Source organism: Blastococcus sp. SYSU DS0533 (assembly GCF_054050775.1).
The window spans coordinates 22,519-46,077 of the sequence record NZ_JBJGZZ010000007.1 but is presented as its reverse complement, the minus strand read 5'-3'; the positions used below and the strand labels follow the sequence as shown (position 1 = coordinate 46,077).

Below are 23,559 nucleotides of genomic sequence, written 5' to 3'. Positions count from 1 at the left end.
CGGTGAGCGGGCAGTCCTCGGTCGTCACCGAGGTGCAGGGGCGGGTGCTGGTGGTCCGCATCGAGCGGGACGCCAAGCGGAACGCCATCGACGGCTCCGTGGCGCACGGGTTGAGCGAAGCGTTCGACCTGCTCGAGGACGACCCGGACCTGTGGGCCGGAGTGCTCACCGGGACACCGCTCGTCTTCTCCGCCGGTACCGACCTCGGTGAAGGCGCCAGTCCGGCCACCGAGCGCGGCGGGGAGTACGGGCTGGTGCGCCGCCGGCGGAGCACGCCCCTGATCGCCGCGGTCGAGGGTCCGGCCTTCGGCGGCGGGTTCGAGCTGGCGCTGGCCTGCGACCTGGTCGTGGCGTCGGACTCGGCGCGGTTCGCGTTGCCGGAGACCCGGCGCGGGCTGGTCGCCTCGTCGGGCGCGCTCTTCCGGGCCCGCCGTGCGCTGCCCAGGGCGGTAGCCACCGAGCTGCTGGTCGCCGGTACGGAGCTCGACGCGGCCCGTGCGCACGCGCTGGGTCTGGTCAACCGCGTGGTGCCGGCCGGGCAGGCGGCGGCGGAGGCGCTGGCGCTGGCGGCCGCGATCTGCCGGTCCTCGCCGCTCGCGGTTCGCGAGACGATGGGAGCGCTGGCCACGCTGGACGAGGAGGGCGACCGAGCCGGCTGGGCCGCGTCGGACGCCGCGCTGGCCCGCGTGCACCGGTCGGCGGACGCCCGGGAGGGCATCGCCGCGTTCCTCGGACGACGCGTGCCGGAGTGGCGCGGCCGCTGAAGAGCGGCGGCCGACTGCGCGGCGCGCCGGGACGGACGGGCCGGTGGACCCGGCCGCCCCGGCGCGGGTGGTCAGACGGCGGCGCCGTCGAGCAGCTCGATGATCATCGCGTTGGCCATGCCGCCGGCCTCGCACATGGTCTGCAGCCCGTAGCGGGTGCCGGTGGCCGCCATGCGGTGCACCATCGTGGTGGCCAGCCGGGTGCCCGAGCAGCCGAGCGGGTGGCCGAGCGCGATCGCGCCGCCGTCGGGGTTGAGCAGCGCCGGGTCGACGCCGGTCTCGGCGAGCCACGCCAGGGTGACCGAGGCGAACGCCTCGTTGACCTCGAAGGTGCCGATGTCCCCGATGGCGAGTCCCGACCGGGCGAGCACCTGCTCGGTGGCGCTGATCGGGCCGGTGAGCATGAGGACGGGATCCACGGCGGTCAGGGCGAAGCTGTGGAATCGCGCCAGCGGCCGACAGCCGAGATGTGCGGCCCGCTCCGGCGTCATAACCAGCACCGCGGAGGCGCCGTCGGAGATTTGCGAGGAGTTACCGGCGGTGACCACGCCGTCCTCGTCGAAGACGGTGCGCAGCTTCGCCATCGACTCGACCGTGCTGCCCTCGCGGATGCCCTCGTCCGCGGTCACCGGCGCCCCGTCGGGGCCGGCCACCGGCACGAGCTGGCCATCGAAGCGGCCCTCGTCCCGGGCGCGCGCGGCACGCGCGTGGGACTCCAGGCTGTGCTCGTCGAGCTGCTGCCGCGACAGGCCCCACTTGCGGGCCACCATCTCGGCCGCCGTCCCCTGCGAGAAGTCCGTGTCACCGTAGCGGTCGCCGATCCGCGGACCCCGCGCCTGCCCGTGCCCGCTGCTGCGGGTAGCGCCCATCGGCACCCGCGACATCGACTCCACGCCGCCGGCGACGGCGATGTCGTACTGGCCGGAGAGCACCCCCGCGGCCGCGAACGCCAGCGCCTGCTGGGAAGAGCCGCAGGCTCGGTCGATGGTCGTGCCGGGCACGGTGTCCGGCCAGCCCGCGGCGAGGGCCGACCAACGACCCACGTTCGACGACTGCTCGCCTATGGAGGTCACGCACCCCCAGACCACGTCCTCGACCAGGGCGGGGTCTAGGCCGGTGCGCTCGACGAGCGACCGCAGGACCTGCGCGCCGAGGTCCACCGGGTGGTGGCCGGCGAGGGCGCCGCCGCGGCGGCCGATCGGGGTACGGACGGCGTCGACGATCACTGCTTCACGCATGCGGAACTCCTGGGATCAGCGGGGGCTCATCCGGAGGGCGCCGTCGAGACGGATCACCTCTCCGTTGAGCATCGGGTTGTCGACCACGTGCAGGGCCAGCGCGGCGTACTCGTCCGCGGTGGCCAGGCGGCGGGGGTGGGGTACGTCGGCGGCCAGGCCGGCGCGGACCTCGTCGCTGAGCTTGCCGAGCAGCGGGGTGTCGACGACGCCGGGGGCGATGGTGACGACCCGGATCTGCTTGCCGGACAGATCGCGGGCGGCCGGCAGGGTCATGCTGACCACGCCGCCCTTGGACGCGGCGTAGTGCACCTGGCCGATCCGCCCGTCGTACGCGGCGATCGAGGCGGTGAGCAGGCACACCCCGCGCTCCTCGCCGAGCGGCTCCTGGCGGGCCATGCAGGCGGCGGCGTGTCGGAGGACGTTGTAGGTGCCGACGACGTTGATCCGGAGCACCCGCTCGAAGGCCTCCAGGCTGCCAGGCTGCCCCTCGCGGTCGACGATCCGGAGCGGGCCGCCGACCCCGGCGGTGTGCACCAGCACCCGCAGGGCGCCCAGGTCCTCGGTCGCGGCCACGGCTCGGGCGACGTCGTCGGCGTCGGTGACGTCGCCGGGCACGAACACCGCCCCTGGCCCCAGCCGGTCGCACACCTCCGCGCCCGACGAGCCGGGGAGGTCGAGGACCACCACCCGTGCGCCGCGGTCCAGCAGCCGTTCGACGGTGGCCAGCCCGAGGCCCGACGCCCCGCCGCTGACCAGTGCCACCTGACCGGAGATCTCCATCAGTACGCCCCTCCACCGACCGTGTCGGCCGTCTCGTCGCTCGGGCGGGCAGCTCCCGCCGCGATCAGTTCGTCGATCCGGGTGCACTCGAGCCCGAGCTCGGCGAGCACCTCCCGGGTGTGCTGGCCCGCCCGGGGCGCGCGATACGGCGGCCGGCAGGGGCTGGCGCTGAGCCGCGGTGCGGGAGCCGGCTGGAGCACGCCTTCGACGTCGGCGAACGCGCCGCGGGCCCGAGCGTGCGGATCCTCGAGCGACTCCTCCAGGGAGAGCACCGGGGCCAGGCACGCGTCGGTACCCGAGCACGCCTCAACCCAGTGGTCGCGTGGCCGGGTGGCCAGCACCTCGGCGAGGCGGGCCCGGACCCGGGGCCACGCGGCCCGGTCGTCGCGCTCGGCGAGCACCGGGTCGTCGGCGACGCCGAGGCATGCGAGCAGGGTGGCCCAGAATCGCGGCTCGATGGCGCCGACGGCGACGTCGCGGCCGTCCGAGCAGCGGTAGACCCCGTAGTACGGCGCGCCTCCGTCGAGGGTGTTCGTCTGGCGCCGGTCCAGCCATTCCCCGCCGGCGTGGAAGCCGCGCACCATGCCGAGCAGGGCGGCCGTGCCGTCGACGATCGAGGCGTCGACGACCTGCCCGTGGCCGGTCTCGCGGGCGCGCAGCACCGCGGCCAGCACGCCGATGGTGAGGAAGGCACCACCTCCGCCGAAGTCGCCGATCACGTTCAACGGCGGGGGAGGGGGCTGATCGGCGCGACCGATCGCGTGCAGGGCGCCGGTGACCGCGAGGTAGGTGAGATCGTGCCCCGCTGTCCCGGCGTAGGGACCGTCCTGCCCCCACCCGGTCATCCGTCCGTAGACCAGGCGCGGATTGCGGGCCAGCGCGTCGGCCGGCCCCACCCCCAGGCGCTCGACGACCCCGGGGCGGAAGCCCTCGATCAGCACGTCCGCGCGCTCGGCGAGCGCGAGGACCACCTCCCTCCCGGCGGGCTGCTTGAGGTCGACGGCGACCGACCGGCGGCTGCGCCCGAGGTAGTCCGTGCGTGGGTCGTCGGGTACGCCGGCCGCCGGTGGACCCGGGGTGGCCCTGTCGACGCGGACCACGTCCGCCCCCAGGTCGGCCAGCAGTGTGCCGCAGAACGGCGCCGGTCCCAGCCCGGCCAACTCGACGACGCGCAGCCCCGCGAGGGCGGCGATCACCCGGCCACCGCCGCAGTGGCGGCCCGGCGGGCGGCACCTCCGGTCCACGGGGGGAAGCCGCCGGCCCGCACCGACGACACGTCGAGGTCCTCCGCGCAGGCCAGCAGACCGGCCCCCGCGAGGTCGGCGGCCACCCGGTCGAGCAACCGGAGGGCTGCGGCGGCCGTCTCGCCGGGATCGCCGTCGTCCGGGCTGACGGGGGCCCCGAACCCGAGCCACGCCAGCGCGGCTGCTCCGCTGGGCTCACTGGCCGCCGCCGCGACGGCGCGGTCGCGCACCTCGTCGGCGAGGGGCCGGTCGCCGGCGCCGCGCAGCAGCGGCAGCACGCCGGCGGCGGCGAGCCCCGCTAGCACCTCCGGTGTCGTGGTGCCACCCGGCCACACCTCGGCCACCGTCCCACCGTCGCCGATGCGGTCGGCCGACACCGCCACGGCCGGACGGGTCCGTTCGGCAGGCACCTTCTCCACCACCGCGTCGGCAACCACGCCGTCGTGCGCGTCGGCCTCGGCGGCCGGTATCACCGCGACCGGCGCCTGGATGCCCGGATGGCCGGCGGGCACCGCCAGGGCCAGCGGTCGCACCTGCGCCACGTGGGCGGCGCGGTAGCGGTTGCGGAGGAGCACGCTGTCGAAGAAGACCACCTGGATCGTCGCCTTGGCCTCCGCTGTCACGACCAGGTCGGCCAGCCCCTCGCTCTCGGCGGTCAGCCGTTCCTCGACGGTCAGCCGGGGCGCGTCGGCCACCAGCCGCCGGATGCGCGCGCGGGCCGGGTTGCTGTCCGGGACCACTGCGGCGGGGGGTCCGGCGGTGGCATCGGCGCCGCGATCCCACGGCTGCGCGACCTCGCCGACGGGGGTGGCCAGGATCCAGGCACGGGCCCGGGCGATGGCGTCCTCGGTACCGGCGGTGAGCTCGTCGACGATCCCGAGACCGGCGGCTTCCGCTGCGGTCAGGCGGCGGCCGCTGAGCAGCAGCGGCATCGCGGCGCCGGGGCCGAGCAGAGCAGTGAGCCGGACCACGCCACCGCCTCCCGGCAGCAGCCCCAGGGTGACCTCCGGCAGGCCGACCAGGACGCGGGGATCATCCACGGCGATACGGCGATGGCAGGAGAGCGCGAGCTCCAGCCCGCCGCCCATGGCGGGCCCATCGAGCACGGCGACGACGGGGAACGGGAACCGCTCCAGCCGGCGCGTGCGCGACTTGCGCAGCTCGAGGTCGCACAGGAAGGCGTCGCGGGCGCTCGCATCGATGGCGACGAGCCGGCGCAGGTCCCCTCCGGCCAGGAAGGAGCGCTTGCCCGAGCGCAGCACCACCCCACGCACGGTGGGCTGCTCGTCCTCAAGCCGTTGGACGCAGCGGGCCAGCGCGGCGGTGAAGCGATCGTTGAGCGTGTTCACCGTCTGCTGCGGGTCGTCCATCGTGAGCGTCACGACACCGTCCGCGTCCTGCTCCCAGCGGATGACCGGCTCGTCGTCGGCGTGCGCGTCCGGCACCCGGAGCTCCTTCCTCTGCGGTGGCCCGGCGGGACCGTGGCGCCTGGGAGGCGGCCCTCGGATCGGCCTTGACCATCTGTGACGTCGCTGACATCCTACCTAGTATGTTGCCCCGGTCAAGGACGGACCGGGCCATCGCGGCGATCACGAGCGGGGGAGGACGGATGCCACTGGCGCCCGAGTACGCAGCGCAGCAACCGGGCAGCGACGCCGGCTGGTTCTGGGGTGGCGCCGAGCGCGCCCCGGACCGCATCGCGGTCGTCGACGTCGACGGGCGCCAGTGGGCGGCCGGCGAGTTCGGGGAGCGGGTGAACCAGCTTTCCCACGCCCTGCGCGCTGCGGGTGCGGGGCGGGCCGAGAGCATCGTCGTCGCGAGTCGCAACAGCGCCGACTACCTCGCGCTCGAGCTCGCGGCCGGGCAGATCGGCGTCTACCTGGTGCCCACCGGGGTCCACCAGACGCGGCGCGAGTTCGCCCACGTGATCGGCGACAGCGGAGCCCGTCTGGTCTTCGTCGACGACGACAGCGCCGCCGCAGCGGTGCCGGCCGCCGCCGACTGCGGCCTGCCCGGCGAACGCGTCGTCGGGCTGCCTGCCGCCCAGGGTGCGCGACCGCTGGCCGAGCTGCTGGTGGACATGCCCACCGGACGCCCCGAGGGCCGGGTGGCCGGTCGGTACATGTATTACACGGCGGGCACCACGGGATCCCCGAAGGGCGTCGTCGTCCCGGCCACCGACCTGTCGCCGGAGGAGGACGCCGACGGCTGGGTGCCCACGTTCGCCACCGGCTTCGACTTCGTGCCCTTCGACGGGGTGCACCTGGTGACCGGTCCCCTGTACCACCGTGGCCCCGGGATCTGGGCGCTGGTCTCCCTGCACCTCGGCCACACCGTCGTGCTCATGCGGCGGTTCGACCCGGAAACCATGCTGGAGCTGATCGCCCGGTACCGCGTGACGAGCACGCACATCGTGCCGACCGTCTTCCACCGGATGCTGCAGCTGCCGGAGGAGCGGCGCGCCCGCTACGACACGTCCTCCCTGCGCCAGGTGCTGCACGCCGCAGCCCCGTGCCCGGTGCACGTCAAGCGGCGGATGATCGAGTGGTTCGGGCCCGTGCTCTGGGAGTACTACGGCTCCACCGAGGGTGGCGGCACGATGGTGCGTCCGGAGGAGTTCGAGGACCACCCGGGCAGCGTCGGCCGCCCGTGGCCGGGTGCCCGGGTGCGGATCACCGACGACCAGCGCAGCGAGCTGCCGTCGGGCCACGAGGGCACCATCTGGATCAGCAACGGCACCCGGTTCCACTACCGCGGCGACGAGGGCAAGACCGCCGCTGCCTGGGACGGCGAGTGGTTCACCGTCGGCGACGTCGGCCACCTGGACGAGGACGGCTGGCTGTTCATCGGCGACCGCCGTTCCGACCTGATCATCAGCGGAGGCGTGAACGTCTACCCGGCTGAGGTGGAGGGTGTGCTGCTCGCGCACCCGCTCGTCGCCGACGCCGCCGTCGTCGGCCTGCCGGACGACGAGTGGGGCGAGCGGGTCACCGCCGTGGTGGAACCCCGGCCGGAGGTGACGGAGCCGGCGGCCCTCGAGGCCGACCTGCTGGCACACTGCCGACGCGAGCTGGCCGGGCCCAAGGTGCCACGCCGGCTCGCCTTCGTCGACGCCCTGCCGCGCAACGAGATCGGCAAGGTGAGCCGACGCGGTCTGCGAGAGGCCCTGCTCGGCGCGACCCGGGGGGCCGCACGATGACCCCCCTGGGGCCTGCTCCGGACGCGGTGTACGACCAGGTCCGCGAGGTCGCGGTACGCACTCTGGCGCCGATCTCGGCCGCCGGGCACACCGGGCGGGTCGACCGCACCCTGCTGAAGGCGATCGCCGACGGCGGGGTCCTGGACCTGCTCTTCCCGTCCGGCGAGCGAGCGCAGGCCGGTGCGCGGACCGTCTGCGCGATCCGCGAGGCCCTCGGTTACGCCTGCCCGGAGGCCGACGTCGCGGTGTCGATGCAGGGCATCGGCGGCTACCCGGTGCTGCAGTCCGGGCAGTCGCACCACCTCGACCGGTGGCTGGGCCCGATGCGGGAGGGCACGGCTGTGGCCGCATTCGCGCTCACCGAGCCGGACGTGGGCTCCGATGCCGCGGCCCTGGAGTTGCGCGCGGACCCGGACCGCGACGGCTGGCGGCTGACGGGCACCAAGCAGTGGATCACCAACGCGCCCGACGCCGACTTCTACATCACGTTCGCCCGCACCGCCCAAGGTGCCCGTGCACGAGGTGTCACCGCCTTCCTGGTGCCCGCCGACCGGGAGGGGCTCACCGGCGAGGCCATCGGCTTCGTCGCCCCGCACCCGATCGGCCGGCTCTCGTTCGACGGGGTCCACGTCGGTCCGCAAGACGTGCTCGGTGAGGTGGATCGAGGATTCCGGGTGGCGATGCGCACCTTCGACCTTTTCCGCCCCAGTGTCGGCGCGGCGGCGATCGGGATGGCGTCGGCGGCTCTCGACGCAGCCGTCGCCCGCACCTCCCGTCGCAGTGCGTTCGGACGCCTCATCGGCGCGAACCAAGCGGTCGCGCACGCCCTCGCCGACGCTGCCACCCGTATCGAGGCTTCCCGGCTGCTCGTGCACTCGGCGGCGCAGGCCTACGAGGACGGCGATCCCCGGGTGACCACGAAAGCGGCGATGGCCAAGGTGTTCGCCACCGAGACGGCCTCGGCCGTGGTCGACGCCGCGATCCAGTTCCACGGTGCTTCCGGGCTCGAGGCCGGCCACCTGCTCGAGGGCCTCTACCGGGAGGTGCGCGCAGCGCGCATCTTCGAGGGCGCCTCGGAGATCCAGCGCGACCTGATCGCCCGTGACCTGTACCGCGACACCCCCCTCGGCACACCACCGAGGCCGGCCGACGCCGTTCCCCCCCCAGCCCCATCGAGCAAGGAGAACCTATGACCGTGCTGTGGCAGCCGCCCCTCGACGAGGAGGCGAAGCGCTGGGTCGCCGTCGCCGAGGACCTCAACCGCGAGCACTTCGTGCCGCGCGCGGCCGAGATCGACCGGGAGCAGCGCTATCCGTGGGAGAACGTCGAGCAGCTCGTGGCCAGCGGCCTCTCCGGGCTGATGATCCCGCGTGAGCACGGCGGGCAGGGCGCCTCGCTGGCCACCGGCGTGGCGGTCATGGCCGAGCTCACCCGCGGGTGTGCCTCCACGGGCGCCATCTTCGCGATCTACGCGATGGGAGCGGGTTCCCTCGCCGGCGCCGGCTCCGACGAGCAGAAGGAGTACTACCTGCGGGAGATCGTCGACGGTCGGGCCGTGAGCTTCGCGCTCACCGAGCGGGGTGCCGGCAGTGATCCGTCGGCGATCCAGGCGTCCGCGGTCCGCGAGGGGGAGGGGTGGCACCTCAGCGGCGAGAAGATCTTCATCGGCAACGGTGGCGCCTCGAAGCACTACATCGCCTTCGTCCGCACCGATCCCGACGCAGGCAGCCGGGGGATCACCGCCTTCATGACCAGCCTGGATGACGAGGGCTCCGTCGTGGACAAGTTCGCCGACCGGATGGGTCTGCGCGGCAGCCGGACGTCGAACCTGCGGCTGGACACCTGGGTGCCCGCGGAGCGCCAGGTGGGCGAGCTGGGCGAGGGGCTGCGCATCGCGCTGGCCACGCTGAACTCCGGCCGTGTCATGATCGCCGCCCAGGGCATCGGACTGGCCACGGCCGCTTTCGAGCACGCCAGCACCGAGGCGGTGCGGCGGCGGACCTTCGGCCGGGCGATCATGGAGAACCAGGGCATCTCGTTCCGGCTGGCCGATGTCGCGACCAAGCTGTCGGCAGCCCGGATGCTGACCTGGGAGGCGGCGCACGCCGGTCCCGACTCGCCGCGCACCCGCGCTATGGCGTCGATGGCCAAGCTGTACGCGACCGAGGTCGCGCACGAGGCCGTCGATCTGGCGGTCCAGGTGTTCGGCGGTGACGGCTACTGCAAGCCCAACCCGGTGGAACGGATCTACCGGGACCAGCGCATCTCGGAGATCTACGAGGGGAGCTCGGAGATCCAGCGGCTCTCCATCGCCCGGGCGATCGGCCAGGCCGCGCGCGACGGGCAGCTGGCACCGCTGGAGCCGGTCGCGACCGCATACGGGCACGAGGCGTTCGGGTGACGCTGGCGCCCCACCCGCCGCAGCGTTCCGCCGACTGGGCGCAGGACGCCGTGGCCGTTCTCGCCAGCGGCGTGCTCGCCGGCCGGCTCGCGCTGATCACGGGCGCCGGCACCGGGATCGGCCGCGACATCGCGCTGCGGCTGCTCGCGCTGGGCGCCGACGTGATCGGCTTCGGGCGGCGGGCCGAGAAACTCGCCGGTACCGAGCAGCTGGCCGCGGGCCTGCCCGGCTCGTTCTGCTGGCGCTCGGTCGACGTCCGCGAGGCGGCCGCGGTGCGCGCTGCGGTGGACGAGGTGGGCGCCGACGGCCTGGACGTGCTGGTGAACAACGCCGGGGGGCAGTTCTACGCGGCGGTCGCCGACCTCTCGGACAACGGCTGGCGCTCGGTGGTCGATCTCAACCTCAACGCGGTGTTCACGGTGACCTCGGCTGCGCACCCGTTCCTGGCGAGGCGGGGCGGGGCGATCATCAACATCTCGCTGTCCGGCGTCGACCGTGGGAGCGTCGGGTTGGGGCACTCGCTGGCCGCCCGCGCGGGGGTGCTGGCGTTCACGCGCACCATCGCCCTCGAGTGGGCGCACGAGGGCATCCGGGCCAACTGCATCGGGCCGGGCGCGGTGCTGACCCCGGAGCTCCCGGAGGTCGTCGCGGAGACGATGCGCCGTAGCGTCGTCCCCGAGGCGGTGCCCGCCGGGCGGGCCACGCCCTCGGGCGACGTCGCCGAGCTCGTGGCCTTCCTGGCCAGCCCCGCAGGCCGCATGATCACTGGCCAGCTGCTGCAGGTGGACGGCGGCGCCCACCAGGGGCGGGGGCTGCACATGCTGGACGACTGGCCCCCCAGGGAACAGTGAGGAGCTCGACGATGACCACGACGCCGACGCCTGGGCGGACGCGGGTGCAGCTGCAGAGCACGATGCAGGAGACGCAGCTGTCCATCGCCACGATCGTCCGATACGGCACCACCGTGTACGGCGGCCAGGAGCTGATCACCTACGACGGCGAGCGCACCAGCCGCGCCTCTTTCGCGGAGGTGGGTACCCGTGCGGCACAGCTCGCGCACGGGCTTGCCGACGTCCTCGGGGTCGAGATCGGCGAGCCGGTTGCCACCCTCATGTGGAACATCCGCGAGCACTTCGAGTGCTACCTCGCCGTGCCGGCGATGGGCGCGGTGCTGCACACCCTGAACGTGCGGTACACCCCCGAGCAGATCGCCTACACCTCGCGGCACGCGGGCGACCGGGTGCTCGTGGTTGACGCGTCGCTGGTGGCGACGCTGCGCGACCTGCTGCCGCAGATGCCCACTGTCGAGCACGTCGTGGTCGTGGGCGGGCCGGAGGACGCCGCAGGGCTCGACGGCTGCGGGGTGACCGTGCACCGCTACGACGAGCTGACCGCGGGGAGGCCGACGACCTACGACTGGCCCGAGCTCCCGGAGACCTCAGCAGCGCTGATGTGCTACACGAGTGGCACGACCGGCGACCCGAAGGGCGTGGTCTACAGCCACCGCTCGGTGTACCTGGTCTCCATGCAGCTGTGCATGGGCGACTACCTGGCCCTCTCCGTCGCGGACAAGGGGCTGGTCATCGTCCCGATGTTCCACGCCAACTCGTGGAACCTACCGTTCGCAGCGCTGATGGTCGGCACCTCGATGGTCCTGCCGGGGCGGTACGTGCAGCCCGAACATCTGGCCCGGCTGATCCAGCAGGAGCGACCGACGGTCAGCGCCGGCGTGCCGACCATTTGGTCGGACATGCTGGCCTACGCCCGCAAGCACGGCACGGACCTGTCCTCCCTGCGCGACGTGGTGGTGGGTGGGAGCGTGTGCCCGCGGTCGCTGATGGAGGCCTACGAGAAGGAGTTCGGCGTCCGACTGCTTCACGGCTGGGGCATGACGGAGATGTCGCCGATCGGCACCATCGCCAAGCCCGACGGTATCGCCGACCCCCACGCCGCCTGGGCGCTGCGTCTGACCCAGGGCCGCTTCGTCTGCGGCACCCAGGCGCGCATCGTCGGGCCGGATGACGAGGTGCTCCCGCGGGACGGCGAGGCCATGGGCGAGGTGGAGACCCGCGGGCCGTGGATCACCGGCGCGTACCACCGGCAGCCGGACGGCTCCCGGTTCCACGACGGGTGGCTTCGTACCGGCGACGTCGGCACCATCTCGCCGGAGGGGGTGCTGCACCTGCGGGACCGCACGAAGGACGTCATCAAGTCGGGCGGCGAGTGGATCTCATCGATGGAACTGGAGGAGGCCCTCGCCGATGATCCCGCGGTGGCCGAGGCCGCGGTCATCGGGGTCGAGGACGAGCGGTGGGGCGAGCGGCCCCTGGCGATCGTCAGCCTGGTCGAGGGCGCGGACGACTCCGACCCGGCCGTCCTGGCCCGCCACCTGGCCGGTCGTGTCAGCCGATGGCAGGTACCCGAGCGGTGGAGCCGGGTGCCCGAGCTCCCGCGCACCAGTGTCGGCAAGATCGACAAGGCTGCCCTGCGCCGGCGGTACGCCGAGCAGGGACTGGACGTCGAGTTCGTCCAGATTCCCCCGTCCGGCTCCACCTCGTCGTGATCGACCCCGCCGTCGCGGTGGCTGCACCGCCGCGCGAGCGGGCGGTGCGCTGGACCGATCGCGACGTGCTCCTTTACCACCTGGGGCTCGGGCTCGGCCGCGACGACCCGACCGATCGCGATGTCCTCGGCTATGTCACCGAGGGACCGGGCCTGCGGGTACTGCCCTCATTCTGGACGCTGCTGCCGCGGCTGGGCGCGACGGGACCACCGCGGTACGACTACCCCGGCGTCGAGGTGAATCCGGCGACCGTGCTGCACGCTTTTCAGGAAGTGGGGGTGACCGCTCGACTGCCGACCGAGGGTCACGGCACGTCCAGCACCGGGATCGCCGAGGTCTGGGACAAGGGCGCCGATGCCGTCCTCGTCGAGGAGTTGCAGATCCGTGCGGCGGACGGGCGGCTGCTGGTGGAAGCGCGCAGCGGCATGTTCGTCCGGGGCGCCGGCGGGTTCGGGGGACCCCGCGGCACGAGCGTGGCCGCCCCTTCGCCGGTGCGCCGGCCCGACGTCGAGCTGTTCCTCCCGACCGACCCGGCGCAGGCGCTGCTGTACCGGCTGTCCGGCGACCGCAACCCGCTGCACTCCGATCCGGACTACGCGAGACGTGCCGGTTTCCCGCGCCCGATCCTCCACGGCCTGTGCACCTACGGGATGACGTGCGCCGCGCTGGTCGGCAGCATGTGCGGGAACGACCCTGACGCGGTTCGCAGGTTCGGCGCGAGGTTCGCAGGGGTCGTGTACCCGGGGGAGACGCTCCGCGTGCGGGCCTGGGCCGACGGGGAGACGGTATCGGCTGCCGTCACGGTCGCCGACCGGGACGACGCCCCGGCGCTCGGGGACGTGCGCCTGGAGATGGGATCCCTCTCATGCGCGGGAACCTCTGAAGCGGGCAGCGGATCGGGGCCGCCTGCGCGCGGTCCCCGGCCGGCGGGTAGAACGAGATCCAGCACGGCCACATCCGAGGGAGTCGCATGAGCAACTCGTTGACACTGGCGCCCGCACCGCGGTCCGAGGCAGCCGAGCAGGTGCGGGCGGAGGTGCGCGAGTTCCTCGCCGCCGAGCTCGCCGCCGGGACGTTCCAGACGCACGTCGACACCTGGCTGTCCGGCGTCGACCCGGCGTTCTCCAGGAAGCTGGGCGAGCGCGGCTGGCTCGGCATGACCTGGCCGAAGAAGTACGGGGGGCACGAGCGCTCGGCGATGGAGCGCTACGCCGTCACCGAGGAGCTGCTGGCCGCGGGCGCCCCGGTGGCCGCGCACTGGATCGCCGACCGGCAGTCCGGACCGAACCTGCTCACCTACGGCACCGAGAAGCAGCGGCAGGAGATCCTGCCGCGCATCGTCGCCGGCGAGTGCTTCTTCGTCATCGGGATGAGCGAGCCGGACTCCGGCTCGGACCTCGCCTCGATCCGCACGAGGGCCACCCGCAACGGGAACGGCGACTGGGTGGTCAACGGCGCCAAGGTGTGGACCTCGAACGCGCACCACTCGCACTACGGCATCGTGCTGGTGCGCACCTCGCCGGCCGACCCGTCGAGCCGGCACGCCGGCATGTCGCAGCTGCTGGTCGACCTCTCGCTGCCCGGCATCTCCATCAACCCGATCCGCATCCTCGACGGCGGTCACCACTTCAACGAGGTGGTCTTCGAGGACGTCGTCGTCCCCGGCGACATGCTGCTGGGCGAGGAGGGCAACGGCTGGCACCAGGTGACGGCGGAGCTGGCCTTCGAGCGCTCGGGCCCCGAACGGTTCCTCTCGACCTACCCGCTCGTCGCCGAGTTCGGGCGCCGGGTGGCCGAGACCGGCGACGCCGCGCAGCTGGCCGCGCTGGGCCGGCTCTCCGCGCGGCTGCTGGCGCTGCGGCAGATGTCGCTGCGGATCGCCGCGGCGCTGGACCGCGGGGAGCTGCCCAACATCCCCGCGGCGCTGGTCAAGGACGTCGGGACGACGTTCGAGGCGGACGTCGTCGAGGAGATCCGCAAGGTGGTCGACGTGACGCCGTCGCTGGACTCGCCGGACCCGCTGGCGCGCGCGCTGGCCGAGGCGCAGCTGCACCAGCCGGGCTTCACGCTGCGCGGCGGGACCAACGAGATCCTGCGCGGGATCGTGGCACGTGGACTGGGGCTGCGATGACGACAGCGAGCGAGGGACGAGCGAGCGCGGAGTCGAGCGGGGGGCAGGGCTGATGTCGGACCAGGACCTGGTGGTCGAGACCGTCAAGGACATCCTGAGCGGCTTCGAGCCGTTCGTGCTCACCGCCGACCGCCGCTGGGACGCCGGGCTGTGGTCAGCGCTGGCCGACGCCGGGCTGACCGGGGTGGGCCTGCCCGAGGAGGCCGGTGGCTCGGGCGGTGAGCTGGCCGACGCGGTGGCGATCGTGCGCACCCTCGCAGCCGGTGCCGGGGCGGTGCCGGTGGCCGAGCAGCTGCTCGTGGCGGGTCCCGCGCTGCTGGCGGCGGAGCTGGAGCTGCCCTCGCCGGAGCAGCCGACGACGTTCGCGGTCGCCGACGCGGTGACCGTGCACCCGGTCGACAACGGGGACGGGCCGGGGCGGTTCACCCTCTCGGGCACCGTCGCCGACGTGGCGTGGGCGGGCGCGGCGCGGCACGTCGTCGTCCTGGCGCCCGCCCCGGCGGGGATGGAGGGGGCGGTGCTGGCGCTGGTCGACGCCTCGTCCCTGCCGGCGGGCGACGCGTTCAACCTGGCCGGTGAGCCGCGCGGGTCGCTGGTGCTCGACCAGGTCGGCGCCCCCGGTGCGCTGCTGACGGAGGCGCAGGCGGGCGAGGTGCGGGCCCGCTACGCGCTGGGGCGGTCGGTGCAGCTGGCCGCCGCGCTGGAGCGGGTGCTGGCCTGGACCGTGCAGTACGCGGGGGAGCGGCACCAGTTCGGCCGGCCGCTGGGCAAGTTCCAGGCGATCCAGATGGAGCTCGCGGAGATGGCCGGCGAGGTCACGGCGGTGACGGCGCTGACCGACGCCGCCGTCCAGTCGCTGGACCGGCACGAGAACGTCGTGCTCGCCGCCGCCGCGGCGAAGGTGCGGGCCGGGGCCGCCGTCGAGGTGGTGGCCCGGCTGGCGCACCAGGTGCACGGCGCGATCGGCTTCACCCAGGAGCACAAGCTGCACCACCTGACGCGGCGGCTGTGGTCGTGGCGGGACGAGGCCGGGAGCGAGCTGGTGTGGTCGCGGGTGCTGGCCTCGGGCCTGCTCGCCGGTGGGCCCGACCAGCTCTGGCCGGCGCTGACCCGCGCGGTCTGAGCGGTGTCCGCCGGGCCGGGGCCGCTGGTCGACGTCACCGTCCTGGACCTGACCTCGACCTTCCTCGGGCCCTACTGCGCCGAGCTCATGGCGCAGATGGGCGCCCGGGTGGTCAAGGTCGAGCCGCCCGAGGGCGACATCATCCGGTACGTCGCCGACGAGCGGCACTCGGGCCTGGGCCCGGCGTTCCTCACGTTCAACCGGGGCAAGGAGTCCGTCGTCCTCGACCTGACGACGGCGGCCGGCCGGGACGCCCTCGACCGGCTGGTCGACACCGCCGACGTGTTCCTGCACAACATGCGGCCGGCGGCGATGCGCAAGCTGCGCATCGACCCGGGCACGGTGCGGGAGCGCAACCCGCGTTTGGTCTACTGCCACGCCGTCGGCTACGGCTCGGCCGGCCCCTACCGCGACGAACCCGCCTACGACGACGTCGTCCAGGGAGTGTCGGGGATCGCGGCGGTGCAGGGCGGCGCGGCCGAGCCGCAGTACGTGAGGACCCAGGTGGTGGACAAGACCGTCGGCATCATGGCGCTGGCCGCGATCCTCGCCGCGCTGCACGAGCGCGACGTCTCGGGCGAGGGCCAGGCCGTCGAGGTCCCGATGTTCGAGTCGATGGCGACCTTCCTGCTCATGGAGCAGCAGGGGCAGCGGGTCCACGCCGGCCGGACCGGCGGCACCGGGTACGCGCGCACCGCCTCGCCCTACCGGAAGCCGTACCGCACCGCCGACGGCACGATCTCGGTGCTGCTCTACACCGACGGCCAGTGGCGCACCTTCTTCCGGCTGATCGACCGCCCGGACCTCGCCGACGACCCCGAGCTGCACAGCATCCGGGGGCGCACGAAGCGGATCGACGAGCTGTACGCGCTGGTGGAGGAGGCGCTCGGCCGGCGGACGACGGGCGAGTGGATCGGGCTCCTGCGCGCGCACGCGATCCCCGCGATGCCGGTGCACACGATCGAGGATCTGTTCGCCGACGAGCACCTCGCGGCGGTGGGCCTGTTCGAGGACGTCGAGCACCCCACCGAGGGGCCGCTGGTGCACGCCCGCCTGCCGTGGACCTTCTCCCGCAGCGGCGCGCCGCACCTGCCCGGCGCCCCAGCGCTCGGGGAGCACTCCGGCCCGGTGCTGCGGTCGGTCGGGCTCGACGACGACGCGATCCGGGCGGCGACCGGCCGGCCGCACCACCCCGCCGGCGAGCCGCACGCCGGCCCACCCGCCTGACCCGCTGCCCCTACGAGGACGCACCGGCCGCGCGGTCGGCCAGGACGAGCAGGACGGCGGCGGCCAGCACGCAGCCGGCGATGGCGGTGAACCCCGCCCCGTAGCCCACGGCCGTGATCAGCGCCCCCACGGCGACGGGCGCCACCACGCGGCCGAACTGGACCGCCAGCGCCTGCTGGCCCGACACCGCCGCGAACACCGGCTGGGGCACGAACTGCCCCAGCAGCGCGGGCCGGGCGATGTTGAGCACGCCGAAGCCGACCCCGAACAGCAGCACGAACACCACGGTGGCCGCCGGCTGGGGGAGCACGAACAGCGCCGCGACGCCGACCGCCTGGCCGAGGACCATCGCCGCGGTCACGTGCCCGATCCCCAGCCGTGCGGCGAGCACCGTGAGGACGACCCGCCCGGTCACCGACAGCGCGCCCAGCCCGCCGGCCGCCACCGCGGCCAGGCCGGCCGGTGCGCCGGCCTCGAGCAGGTACGCGACGAGGAAGACGGCCACGGCGGCGTTGGCCACCATCTGCAGGGCCGCGGCCAGGGTCAGCCAGCGAACCGCCGGCCGCCGGTAGGCGGCGCCCGGGCCGCGGTACGGCGACAGGTCGACGTCGCCGGCGGCGGGCGCGGCGGCGAGCGGTGCGTCGTCGTGCGGACGACCGTCGGGCAGCAGGCCCAGGTCGGCCGGGGACCGGCGCAGCACCAGCGCGTGCGGCAGCGCGCACGCCGCCACGACGGCGGCGAGGACGACCAGCGCCGGCCGCCAGCCCACGCCGTCGATGAGGAGCTGGGAGGTGGGCAGGAAGATCGTCGAGGCGAACCCGGCGACCACCGTCAGCGTCAGCAGCGCGCGCGGCCGGTCACGCCGGAACCAGGTGTTGATGACCGCGTAAGCCGGCTCGTACAGCACCGCGGCGCTGGCCAGCCCGATACCCGCGAACGCCAGGTACAGCTGCAGGAGGTCCTGTGCCTGCGACCACGCGAGCACCGAGGCGCCGCCCAGCAGGCTGCCGGTGGTCATCACCCACCGCGCACCCCACCGGTCCAGCCACCGCCCGACGACGACCGCGCCCAGCCCGCTCAGCGCGAGCGACAGCGTCAGCGCCCCCGAGAGCTGGGCGGTCGAGGCGTCCAGCTCCTCGCGCATCGGCACGAGGAACACGGCGAAGGAGTAGTACAGGACGCCGTAGGAGACCGTCTCGGTGACGGCGAGCGCCCAGACCATGCGCCAGCCGGGGAAGTCCCGGCGGCGCACGACCGGCGCGGTGCGCACGCCCCGGCTCAGCGCGGGCTCACTTCCGGCGGGCGATCTTGCCGGAGCCGGCCTGGTCGAGCGGGTAGACGAGGACGTCGGCGATGACCACGTGCGGCGGCTGGTTGGCGACCCAGGTGACGACGTTCGCGATGTCGGCGGCCGCCAGCGGTGTGACGCCCTCGTACACCGCGGCCGCGGCCTCCTTGTCGCCGTGGAAGCGGACCTCGGAGAACTCGGTCTCGACCATGCCGGGGTCGACCTCGCTGATCTTGACGCCGCTGCCCAGCACGTCCATGCGCATGCCCCGGGTGATCCGCTCGACCGCGGCCTTGGTGGCGCAGTAGACGGTGCCGCCCGGGTAGACCTCGCGCCCGGCGTTGGATCCGATGTTGATCACGTGGCCCGAGCCGCGCTCGACCATGCCGGGCAGGACGGCGCCCGAGACGTTGAGCAGCCCGCGCACGTTGGTGTCGAGCATCTGGTCCCAGTCGTCCGGGTCGTCCTTGTGCAGCGGTGTCTTCCCCCGCGCCAGGCCGGCGTTGTTGACCAGCACGTCGATCGGCGACCAGTCGTCGGGCAGCGAGCCGAGCACCTCGTCGACCTGCGCCCGGTCGCGGACGTCCAGCGCCACCGGGAGGACGGCGTCCCCGTGCCGGGACCGCAGCTCCTCGAGCCGGTCGGTGCGCCGCGCCGCGGCGACCACCCGCGCCCCCTGGGCGAGGAACGCGTCGACGCAGGCGCGGCCGATGCCGCTGGAGGCGCCGGTCACGAGGACGACGGGGCTGGTTGCCATGGGGGCCTTCTTCCGTGGGAGGGGCTGGAGGGTCACCGACCGGGGTCGGCTGCCTGCGTCCCGGTGGCCGTCACCGGGACCAGGCCGGTCTCGTGCACGTCGCCGTCGGGGTGGATCTCCAGGTAGGAGTTCCGCGACAGCGCGACGTGCCGGTTCATCGCCTCGGCCGCGCGATCGGCCTCGCCGGCGGCGATCAGCTCGGCCACCTGGCGGTGCTCGTGCCAGGCGCGCGGCGCGATGGAGGAGACCAGGGGGGCGAAGAACCAGCGGCTGCGGTGGGAGAGCTGCTCGCCGAACTGGAGCAGGAGGTGGTTGCGGGCGTGCACCAGCACGGCGCGGTGGAAGCGCGCCGTGTGCGCGGCCATCTCCTGCGAGGGGACCCCGCGCCGCCAGTCGGCGTCCGCGCGGTCGCAGATCTCCAGCAGCTCCGCGGCGTCCTCGGGGCTGCGGCGCACGGCCGCCAGGTGGGCCGCCTCCCGCTCGACCAGCTGGCGGGCCTCGAAGAACTCGTGCACCTGCTGCCGGGTGGGCTTGTTGACGAAGGCGCCGTGCCGGGGCCGCAGGGTGATCCAGCCGTCCCGGTGCAGCCGCTGCAGCGCCTCCCGCACCGGCCCGCGGCTGACCCCGAGCTGCGCGGCGAGCCGCTCCTCGACGAGGTGGTCACCGGGCGCCAGCGACCGGCTGATCAGCAGCTCCTGGAGGCGTTCGTACACGTGCTCGCGCAGGGGCAGGGCCGCGATCGGGGTTGCGTCGGACATCGGCCGGCCTCCACGCGACGCTCGGAAAAGTCATCGTTCCGAGACACTGTAAACAGTAGACAGCCCGGAATGTGAGCTGCTTCACTCCTGTGATCTCATTAACAGCATGTTGCTGACGCCTCCTCCGGCAGCGGGTGGTCCGGCGTGCGGGTGGTCCCGCATCCGGTGACCCGGCCGCCGCCGGGCCGGCACCGACAGGAAGGCACACGATGCTCCCGACTCCTGGTTCACGCCCCGGCACGCGGTCCCGCCTGCTCCTCTCCCTGGGGGTGGCCACCTCGCTCGCGCTCACGGCCTGCGGCGGCGACTCGGCGGACGACACGGCCTCCGGCGACGGTGGGGGTGACGGTCAGTCGTTCAACGAGCAGCTGACCTTCGCCACCGGCGGCACCGGCGGCGTCTACTACCCGTACGGCGGCGGGATGGCCAACCTGCTGACCTCCGAGATCCCCGGCCTGACGGTCACCGTCCAGGAGACCAATGCCTCCGTGGACAACATGCAGCTGCTGGACACCGACCAGGCGCAGATGGCCCTGGCCCTCGGCGACGTGGTCTCGGACGCGGCGAACGGCGAGAACACCTTCAGCGAGCCGCTGGACATCTGCTCGCTGGGCAACACCTACAACAACTTCGTCCACTTCTTCACGACGGCCGACACGGGGATCACCTCGATCGAGGACCTCGCGGGCAAGCGCGTGTCGCCCGGCGCCGTCGGCTCGGCCTCCGAGGTCACCGCCGACCGGATCATGGAGGCCGCCGGGATCGACCCGCAGAACGACATCGAGCGCGTCCAGCTGGGCGTCGCCGAGACGGTGGCGGCGATCCAGGACGGCACCGTCGACGCAGGCGCCTGGTCCGGTGGCCTGCCGACGGGTGCGATCGTCGACCTGGCGAGCACCGACGACCTGGTGCTGATCCCCACCGGTGAGTACGCCGAGCCGCTGGCCGAGCAGTACGGCGACTACTACTTCGCCGAGGACATCCCGGCCGGGACCTACGAGGGCCAGGACGAGGCCGTCCCCAACGTGGTGTCGCCCAACATCCTGGTGGTGCGCACCGACATGGACGAGGCCCTGCAGGAGGCGATCACCCGCACGATCTTCGAGAACCAGGAGCAGCTGCTCACCGTGCACCCCGCGGCCGAGGAGCTGAACGCGGAGACCGCCGACGAGGTCGAGTTCATCGAGACCTGCCCCGGCGCGCAGACCTACTTCGACTCGGTCGGCTGACCGAGAGCCCGACCCGTGCGCTGCCGGGTGCCGGAGATCCCTCCGGCCCCGGCGGCCCCGGGCCCTCCCGACGCCCGCTCGCGGCGCGTCACCTCCTCCTCGCCGTCGTCGCGGCGCTCGTCGCCGTGACGGGGGCCGGGGTCGCGGTCGCCGTCGTGACGGCGGAGGGCGGGCGCGCCGGGGCGGGGGACGTGGTCCGGGCGGTCACCGTGCGGGCCCCGGACGGCGTGGTGGTCGCGCGGGTCCCGCTCGACGGGGACGCGTTCTCCGTCGCCTACCGCAACAGCATCTACCGGACCCTCGCCGAGGAGCGCTACCGCGTGCTCCCCGACGGCAGGTTCGAGCTGGTCCAACTGGCCGCGGAGCAGGTCGCGGTCCTCGAGGAGTACTACGCCGTGCCCGGTGCGCCCCGTCCGGCCCCGCCCGGCGACCGGATGGCGTACGTGGTCCCGCCCGACCCGGGCCGGCCCGCGGTGTTCGACGAGCTGAACATCGCCGCCACCGACCTGGGGGAGCGGACGCTCCACGTGCCCGGCGCCGAACCGGTCCCGATCTGGCAGCTCGTCGTCACCGACGACCCCACCGTGATTCTCGACATCGAGGAGAACCGATGAATCTCCGACGCCTCACGCACCGGCAGGCCGAGCCGGGGACGACCGGCGGCGCCACCCGCGTGGCCGACGACCCGCCGGGCGACGTCCCCGGCGCACCCCCGGCGAGCCCGGGTGCCGAGCGCGGGGACGTCGACGCCTCGACCATCGACAAGACCGGGGACCGGCGTCGCGACGTCGACGAGGAGGCCATCGACGAGGAGGCGCTCCTCGCCGAGTTCGAGGCCGAGAAGCCGGCGCGCCACCTGAGCGGGATCCCCGGCTACGTGGTGGCGGTGGTGGGTGTCGGGCTCTCGCTCTACGCCCTCTACTGGGTGTTCAACCCGATGCCGCGGCAGGTGTACCTGCCGCTGTTCCTCAGCGTGGGCCTCTTCCTGACCTTCCTGACCTACCGCGGCTGGGCCCGGTCGGACAGGGCGAAGGCCGAGGGGCACCCCGACCGCCCCAACGTCCTGGACTGGCTGCTGGCGCTCGTGTCGCTGGTGCCGGGCATCTACATGGTCTGGGACTGGCAGGGCTTCTTCCGCCGGGCGATCGTCCCGACGGACATGGACCTGGTCGTGGGCACCCTGCTGGTCGTCCTGATCCTGGAGGCCGCCCGGCGCACCGTCGGCCTGCTGGTGCCGCTCGTGGTCCTCGGCTTCCTGGCCATGGCGTACTTCGGGTCGGCGATGCCGAGCCCGTTCACGACCGCCGACTTCCAGTGGCCGCGGCTCATCGGCCACAACGTGATGGGCACCCAGGGCATCTTCGGCGTGCCGCTGGAGGTCGCCGCGACCTACATCATCCTGTTCACCATCTACGGCGCCGTCCTGGCCGCCTCCGGCGCGACGAAGTTCTTCATCGACCTGTCGTTCGCCGCCTTCGGCCAGTCGGCCGCCGGCCCCGGCCGCACCGTCACGCTCTCGGGCTTCCTGCTCGGCACGGTGTCGGGCTCGGGCGTGGCGACGACGGTGACCCTCGGTGGCTTCGGCTGGCCGCTGCTGCGCAAGGCCGGCTACCCGGCGGAGGCCGGCGGCGGCGTGCTGGCCGCGGCCGGCATCGGCGCGATCATGTCGCCGCCGACCCTGGGCGCGGCGGCGTTCATCATCGCCGAGCTGCTCAACGTCTCCTACCTGGAGGTGCTGATCTGGGCGACGATCCCGACGATCCTGTACTACCTCGGCATCGTGCTCGCGATCGAGTTCGACGCCCGCCGGCACGGCACCCACCAGGTCGAGGTGGAGGAGAAGTCGGCGTGGCGGCTGCTCCTCCGGTTCGGGTACCACTTCAGCTCGCTGGCCGCGATCGTCGTCTTCCTGGCCATGGGCTACACCCCCTTCCGCGCCGTCGTGTACGCCACGGCGCTGGCCTTCCTGCTCAGCTGGCTGGACCGGGAGCACTGGATGACGCCGAAGCGGATCTGGCACGCGCTCAGCCAGGGCGCGGTCGGCGCCCTCTCGGTCATCCCGGTCATGGCCGTCGCCGGCGTCATCGTCGGCGTCATGACCCTCACCGGTCTGGCCCTGCGGCTGGCGGGCATCATCGTCGACTTCGCCGGCGGCAGCCTGGTGCTCACCGCGCTGTTCTCGGCCGTCGTGGTGATCCTGCTCGGCCTGGCGGTGCCGGTCACGGCGAGCTTCATCATCTCGTTCGTGATCATCTCGCCGGCGCTGCAGCAGGTCGGCGTCGAGCCGTTCGCGGCGGCGATGTTCATCTTCTACTACGCGGTGCTCAGCGAGGTCTCCCCGCCGACGGCGCTCTCGCCGTTCGCGGCCGCGGCGATCACCGGTGGCAAACCGGTGCCGACGATGTGGCTCACCTGGAAGTACACGCTGCCGGCCTTCCTGGTGCCGTTCATCTTCGTGCTCTCGCCCAACGGCGTCGGCCTGCTCTTCGAGGGCGGCGCGAGCACGGTCGCCACCGCGTTCGTCGCCTCGTCGCTCGCGGTGGGCGCGTTGGCGGTGGTCACCGGCAAGTGGCTGATCGGGCCGGCCGGTTGGCCCGAGCGGCTGCTCTTCCTGGGCGCGGCCATCGCCCTGCTGGTCATGGAGCCGCTGTGGATCGGGATCGGGCTGGCGTGCGGCCTGCTCGGCACCGTGGTGCACCTGGTCATGCGCCGCCGGGCGGGCGACGACGTCGCCGGCAAGGTCAAGGGGATGGTCCCCGGGCGCGGTGGCGGGTCGTCCGACGACGCCGGGGACCGGACCGGGACGACGGCCGGCGCGACCGCGTCGGGTACCGACCGGCCCCGGGAGCGCTGACGC

20 protein-coding genes are annotated in these 23,559 nt (G+C 73.7%); 13 read left to right on the top strand and 7 right to left on the bottom strand.

All coding sequences use genetic code 11. From position 1 onward, the window contains the following. Nucleotides 1-2 precede the first annotated feature (2 nt). The gene (locus tag ACI79W_RS10680; RefSeq protein WP_456562058.1) at nt 3-764 is read left to right on the top strand and encodes an enoyl-CoA hydratase-related protein; all 762 of its coding nucleotides are present in this window, start codon (nt 3-5) and stop codon (nt 762-764) included. Nucleotides 765-835: 71 nt separating this feature from the next. On the opposite strand, the gene ACI79W_RS10675 is transcribed toward ACI79W_RS10680, so the two are convergent. From ACI79W_RS10675 to ACI79W_RS10660, 4 genes are read right to left on the bottom strand one after another with little or no spacing between them, the layout of a single operon-like run. Next, complete coding sequence (locus ACI79W_RS10675; protein WP_456562057.1) at nt 836-2,002, bottom strand: thiolase family protein; 1,167 nt, start codon at nt 2,000-2,002, stop codon at nt 836-838. A gap of 15 nt (nt 2,003-2,017) precedes the next feature. After that, on the bottom strand, nt 2,018-2,782 hold the full coding sequence (locus ACI79W_RS10670; RefSeq protein WP_456562056.1) for an SDR family NAD(P)-dependent oxidoreductase: 765 nt from the start codon (nt 2,780-2,782) through the stop codon (nt 2,018-2,020). Further along, a complete protein-coding gene (locus tag ACI79W_RS10665; protein ID WP_456562055.1) occupies nt 2,782-3,978 on the bottom strand; it encodes a CaiB/BaiF CoA transferase family protein in 1,197 nt (398 codons plus the stop codon). The genes ACI79W_RS10670 and ACI79W_RS10665 overlap by 1 nt, the downstream gene beginning before the upstream one ends. Then, entirely contained in the window at nt 3,975-5,471 is a 1,497-nt protein-coding gene (locus tag ACI79W_RS10660; RefSeq protein ID WP_456562054.1) for an enoyl-CoA hydratase/isomerase family protein, read from the bottom strand. Before ACI79W_RS10660 ends, ACI79W_RS10665 begins: the two co-directional genes overlap by 4 nt. Nucleotides 5,472-5,635: 164 nt before the next feature. Between ACI79W_RS10660 and ACI79W_RS10655 the strand changes: the two genes are divergently transcribed. From ACI79W_RS10655 to ACI79W_RS10615, 9 genes are read left to right on the top strand one after another with little or no spacing between them, the layout of a single operon-like run. Next, nucleotides 5,636-7,225 carry an AMP-binding protein gene (locus ACI79W_RS10655; protein ID WP_456562053.1) on the top strand — a complete coding sequence of 530 codons (1,590 nt, stop codon included), beginning with the start codon at nt 5,636-5,638 and terminating at the stop codon, nt 7,223-7,225. Further along, nucleotides 7,222-8,418 (top strand): acyl-CoA dehydrogenase family protein, encoded by a 1,197-nt coding sequence (locus ACI79W_RS10650; RefSeq protein WP_456562052.1) that lies wholly within the window; start codon nt 7,222-7,224, stop codon nt 8,416-8,418. The genes ACI79W_RS10655 and ACI79W_RS10650 overlap by 4 nt, the downstream gene beginning before the upstream one ends. Then, a complete protein-coding gene (locus ACI79W_RS10645; protein ID WP_456562051.1) occupies nt 8,415-9,626 on the top strand; it encodes an acyl-CoA dehydrogenase family protein in 1,212 nt (403 codons plus the stop codon). Before ACI79W_RS10650 ends, ACI79W_RS10645 begins: the two co-directional genes overlap by 4 nt. Continuing rightward, nucleotides 9,623-10,477: an SDR family NAD(P)-dependent oxidoreductase gene (locus tag ACI79W_RS10640; RefSeq protein ID WP_456562050.1), complete on the top strand. Its 855-nt coding sequence runs from the start codon at nt 9,623-9,625 to the stop codon at nt 10,475-10,477. The genes ACI79W_RS10645 and ACI79W_RS10640 overlap by 4 nt, the downstream gene beginning before the upstream one ends. A gap of 11 nt (nt 10,478-10,488) precedes the next feature. Next, nucleotides 10,489-12,189, top strand: a complete 1,701-nt coding sequence (locus tag ACI79W_RS10635; RefSeq protein WP_456562049.1) for a long-chain fatty acid--CoA ligase — start codon at nt 10,489-10,491, stop codon at nt 12,187-12,189. Further along, nucleotides 12,186-13,163: a MaoC/PaaZ C-terminal domain-containing protein gene (locus ACI79W_RS10630; protein ID WP_456562048.1), complete on the top strand. Its 978-nt coding sequence runs from the start codon at nt 12,186-12,188 to the stop codon at nt 13,161-13,163. Before ACI79W_RS10635 ends, ACI79W_RS10630 begins: the two co-directional genes overlap by 4 nt. Beyond that, entirely contained in the window at nt 13,160-14,320 is a 1,161-nt protein-coding gene (locus ACI79W_RS10625; RefSeq protein ID WP_456562047.1) for an acyl-CoA dehydrogenase family protein, read from the top strand. Before ACI79W_RS10630 ends, ACI79W_RS10625 begins: the two co-directional genes overlap by 4 nt. Nucleotides 14,321-14,372: 52 nt before the next feature. Beyond that, entirely contained in the window at nt 14,373-15,443 is a 1,071-nt protein-coding gene (locus ACI79W_RS10620; RefSeq protein ID WP_456562046.1) for an acyl-CoA dehydrogenase family protein, read from the top strand. Nucleotides 15,444-15,446: 3 nt separating this feature from the next. After that, nucleotides 15,447-16,670, top strand: a complete 1,224-nt coding sequence (locus tag ACI79W_RS10615; RefSeq protein WP_456562045.1) for a CaiB/BaiF CoA transferase family protein — start codon at nt 15,447-15,449, stop codon at nt 16,668-16,670. A 10-nt stretch (nt 16,671-16,680) separates the two neighbouring features. Here the strand turns inward: ACI79W_RS10615 and ACI79W_RS10610 are convergent, their stop codons facing one another. The 3 genes from ACI79W_RS10610 to ACI79W_RS10600 are packed head-to-tail and all read right to left on the bottom strand — an operon-like array spanning nt 16,681 to nt 19,473. Then, entirely contained in the window at nt 16,681-17,940 is a 1,260-nt protein-coding gene (locus ACI79W_RS10610) for an MFS transporter (RefSeq protein WP_456562044.1), read from the bottom strand. Nucleotides 17,941-17,959: 19 nt separating this feature from the next. After that, nucleotides 17,960-18,715, bottom strand: coding sequence for an SDR family NAD(P)-dependent oxidoreductase (locus ACI79W_RS10605; RefSeq protein WP_456562043.1), 756 nt, complete (start codon nt 18,713-18,715; stop codon nt 17,960-17,962). A 32-nt stretch (nt 18,716-18,747) separates the two neighbouring features. After that, on the bottom strand, nt 18,748-19,473 hold the full coding sequence (locus ACI79W_RS10600) for a GntR family transcriptional regulator (RefSeq protein ID WP_456562042.1): 726 nt from the start codon (nt 19,471-19,473) through the stop codon (nt 18,748-18,750). 269 nt (nt 19,474-19,742) lie between these two features. Between ACI79W_RS10600 and ACI79W_RS10595 the strand changes: the two genes are divergently transcribed. The 3 genes from ACI79W_RS10595 (at nt 19,743) to ACI79W_RS10585 (ending at nt 23,556) form a co-directional block, all read left to right on the top strand. Further along, nucleotides 19,743-20,702, top strand: a complete 960-nt coding sequence (locus ACI79W_RS10595) for a TAXI family TRAP transporter solute-binding subunit (protein WP_456562041.1) — start codon at nt 19,743-19,745, stop codon at nt 20,700-20,702. A gap of 125 nt (nt 20,703-20,827) precedes the next feature. Further along, a complete protein-coding gene (locus ACI79W_RS10590; protein WP_456562040.1) occupies nt 20,828-21,316 on the top strand; it encodes a hypothetical protein in 489 nt (162 codons plus the stop codon). Then, nucleotides 21,313-23,556 carry a TRAP transporter permease gene (locus tag ACI79W_RS10585; RefSeq protein WP_456562039.1) on the top strand — a complete coding sequence of 748 codons (2,244 nt, stop codon included), beginning with the start codon at nt 21,313-21,315 and terminating at the stop codon, nt 23,554-23,556. Before ACI79W_RS10590 ends, ACI79W_RS10585 begins: the two co-directional genes overlap by 4 nt. The last annotated feature ends 3 nt before the right edge of the window (nt 23,557-23,559 follow it).

Excerpts from the sequence above, each read along its gene's own strand:
- ACI79W_RS10675 (WP_456562057.1), bottom strand. The coding sequence starts at position 2,002 with ATGCGTGAAGCAGTGATCGTCGACGCCGTCCGTACCCCGATCGGCCGC.
- ACI79W_RS10670 (WP_456562056.1), bottom strand. The coding sequence starts at position 2,782 with ATGGAGATCTCCGGTCAGGTGGCACTGGTCAGCGGCGGGGCGTCGGGC.
- ACI79W_RS10655 (WP_456562053.1), top strand. The coding sequence starts at position 5,636 with ATGCCACTGGCGCCCGAGTACGCAGCGCAGCAACCGGGCAGCGACGCC.
- ACI79W_RS10650 (WP_456562052.1), top strand. The coding sequence starts at position 7,222 with ATGACCCCCCTGGGGCCTGCTCCGGACGCGGTGTACGACCAGGTCCGC.
- ACI79W_RS10645 (WP_456562051.1), top strand. The coding sequence starts at position 8,415 with ATGACCGTGCTGTGGCAGCCGCCCCTCGACGAGGAGGCGAAGCGCTGG.
- ACI79W_RS10635 (WP_456562049.1), top strand. The coding sequence starts at position 10,489 with ATGACCACGACGCCGACGCCTGGGCGGACGCGGGTGCAGCTGCAGAGC.
- ACI79W_RS10625 (WP_456562047.1), top strand. The coding sequence starts at position 13,160 with ATGAGCAACTCGTTGACACTGGCGCCCGCACCGCGGTCCGAGGCAGCC.
- ACI79W_RS10620 (WP_456562046.1), top strand. The coding sequence starts at position 14,373 with ATGTCGGACCAGGACCTGGTGGTCGAGACCGTCAAGGACATCCTGAGC.
- ACI79W_RS10605 (WP_456562043.1), bottom strand. The coding sequence starts at position 18,715 with ATGGCAACCAGCCCCGTCGTCCTCGTGACCGGCGCCTCCAGCGGCATC.
- ACI79W_RS10600 (WP_456562042.1), bottom strand. The coding sequence starts at position 19,473 with ATGTCCGACGCAACCCCGATCGCGGCCCTGCCCCTGCGCGAGCACGTG.
- ACI79W_RS10585 (WP_456562039.1), top strand. The coding sequence starts at position 21,313 with ATGAATCTCCGACGCCTCACGCACCGGCAGGCCGAGCCGGGGACGACC.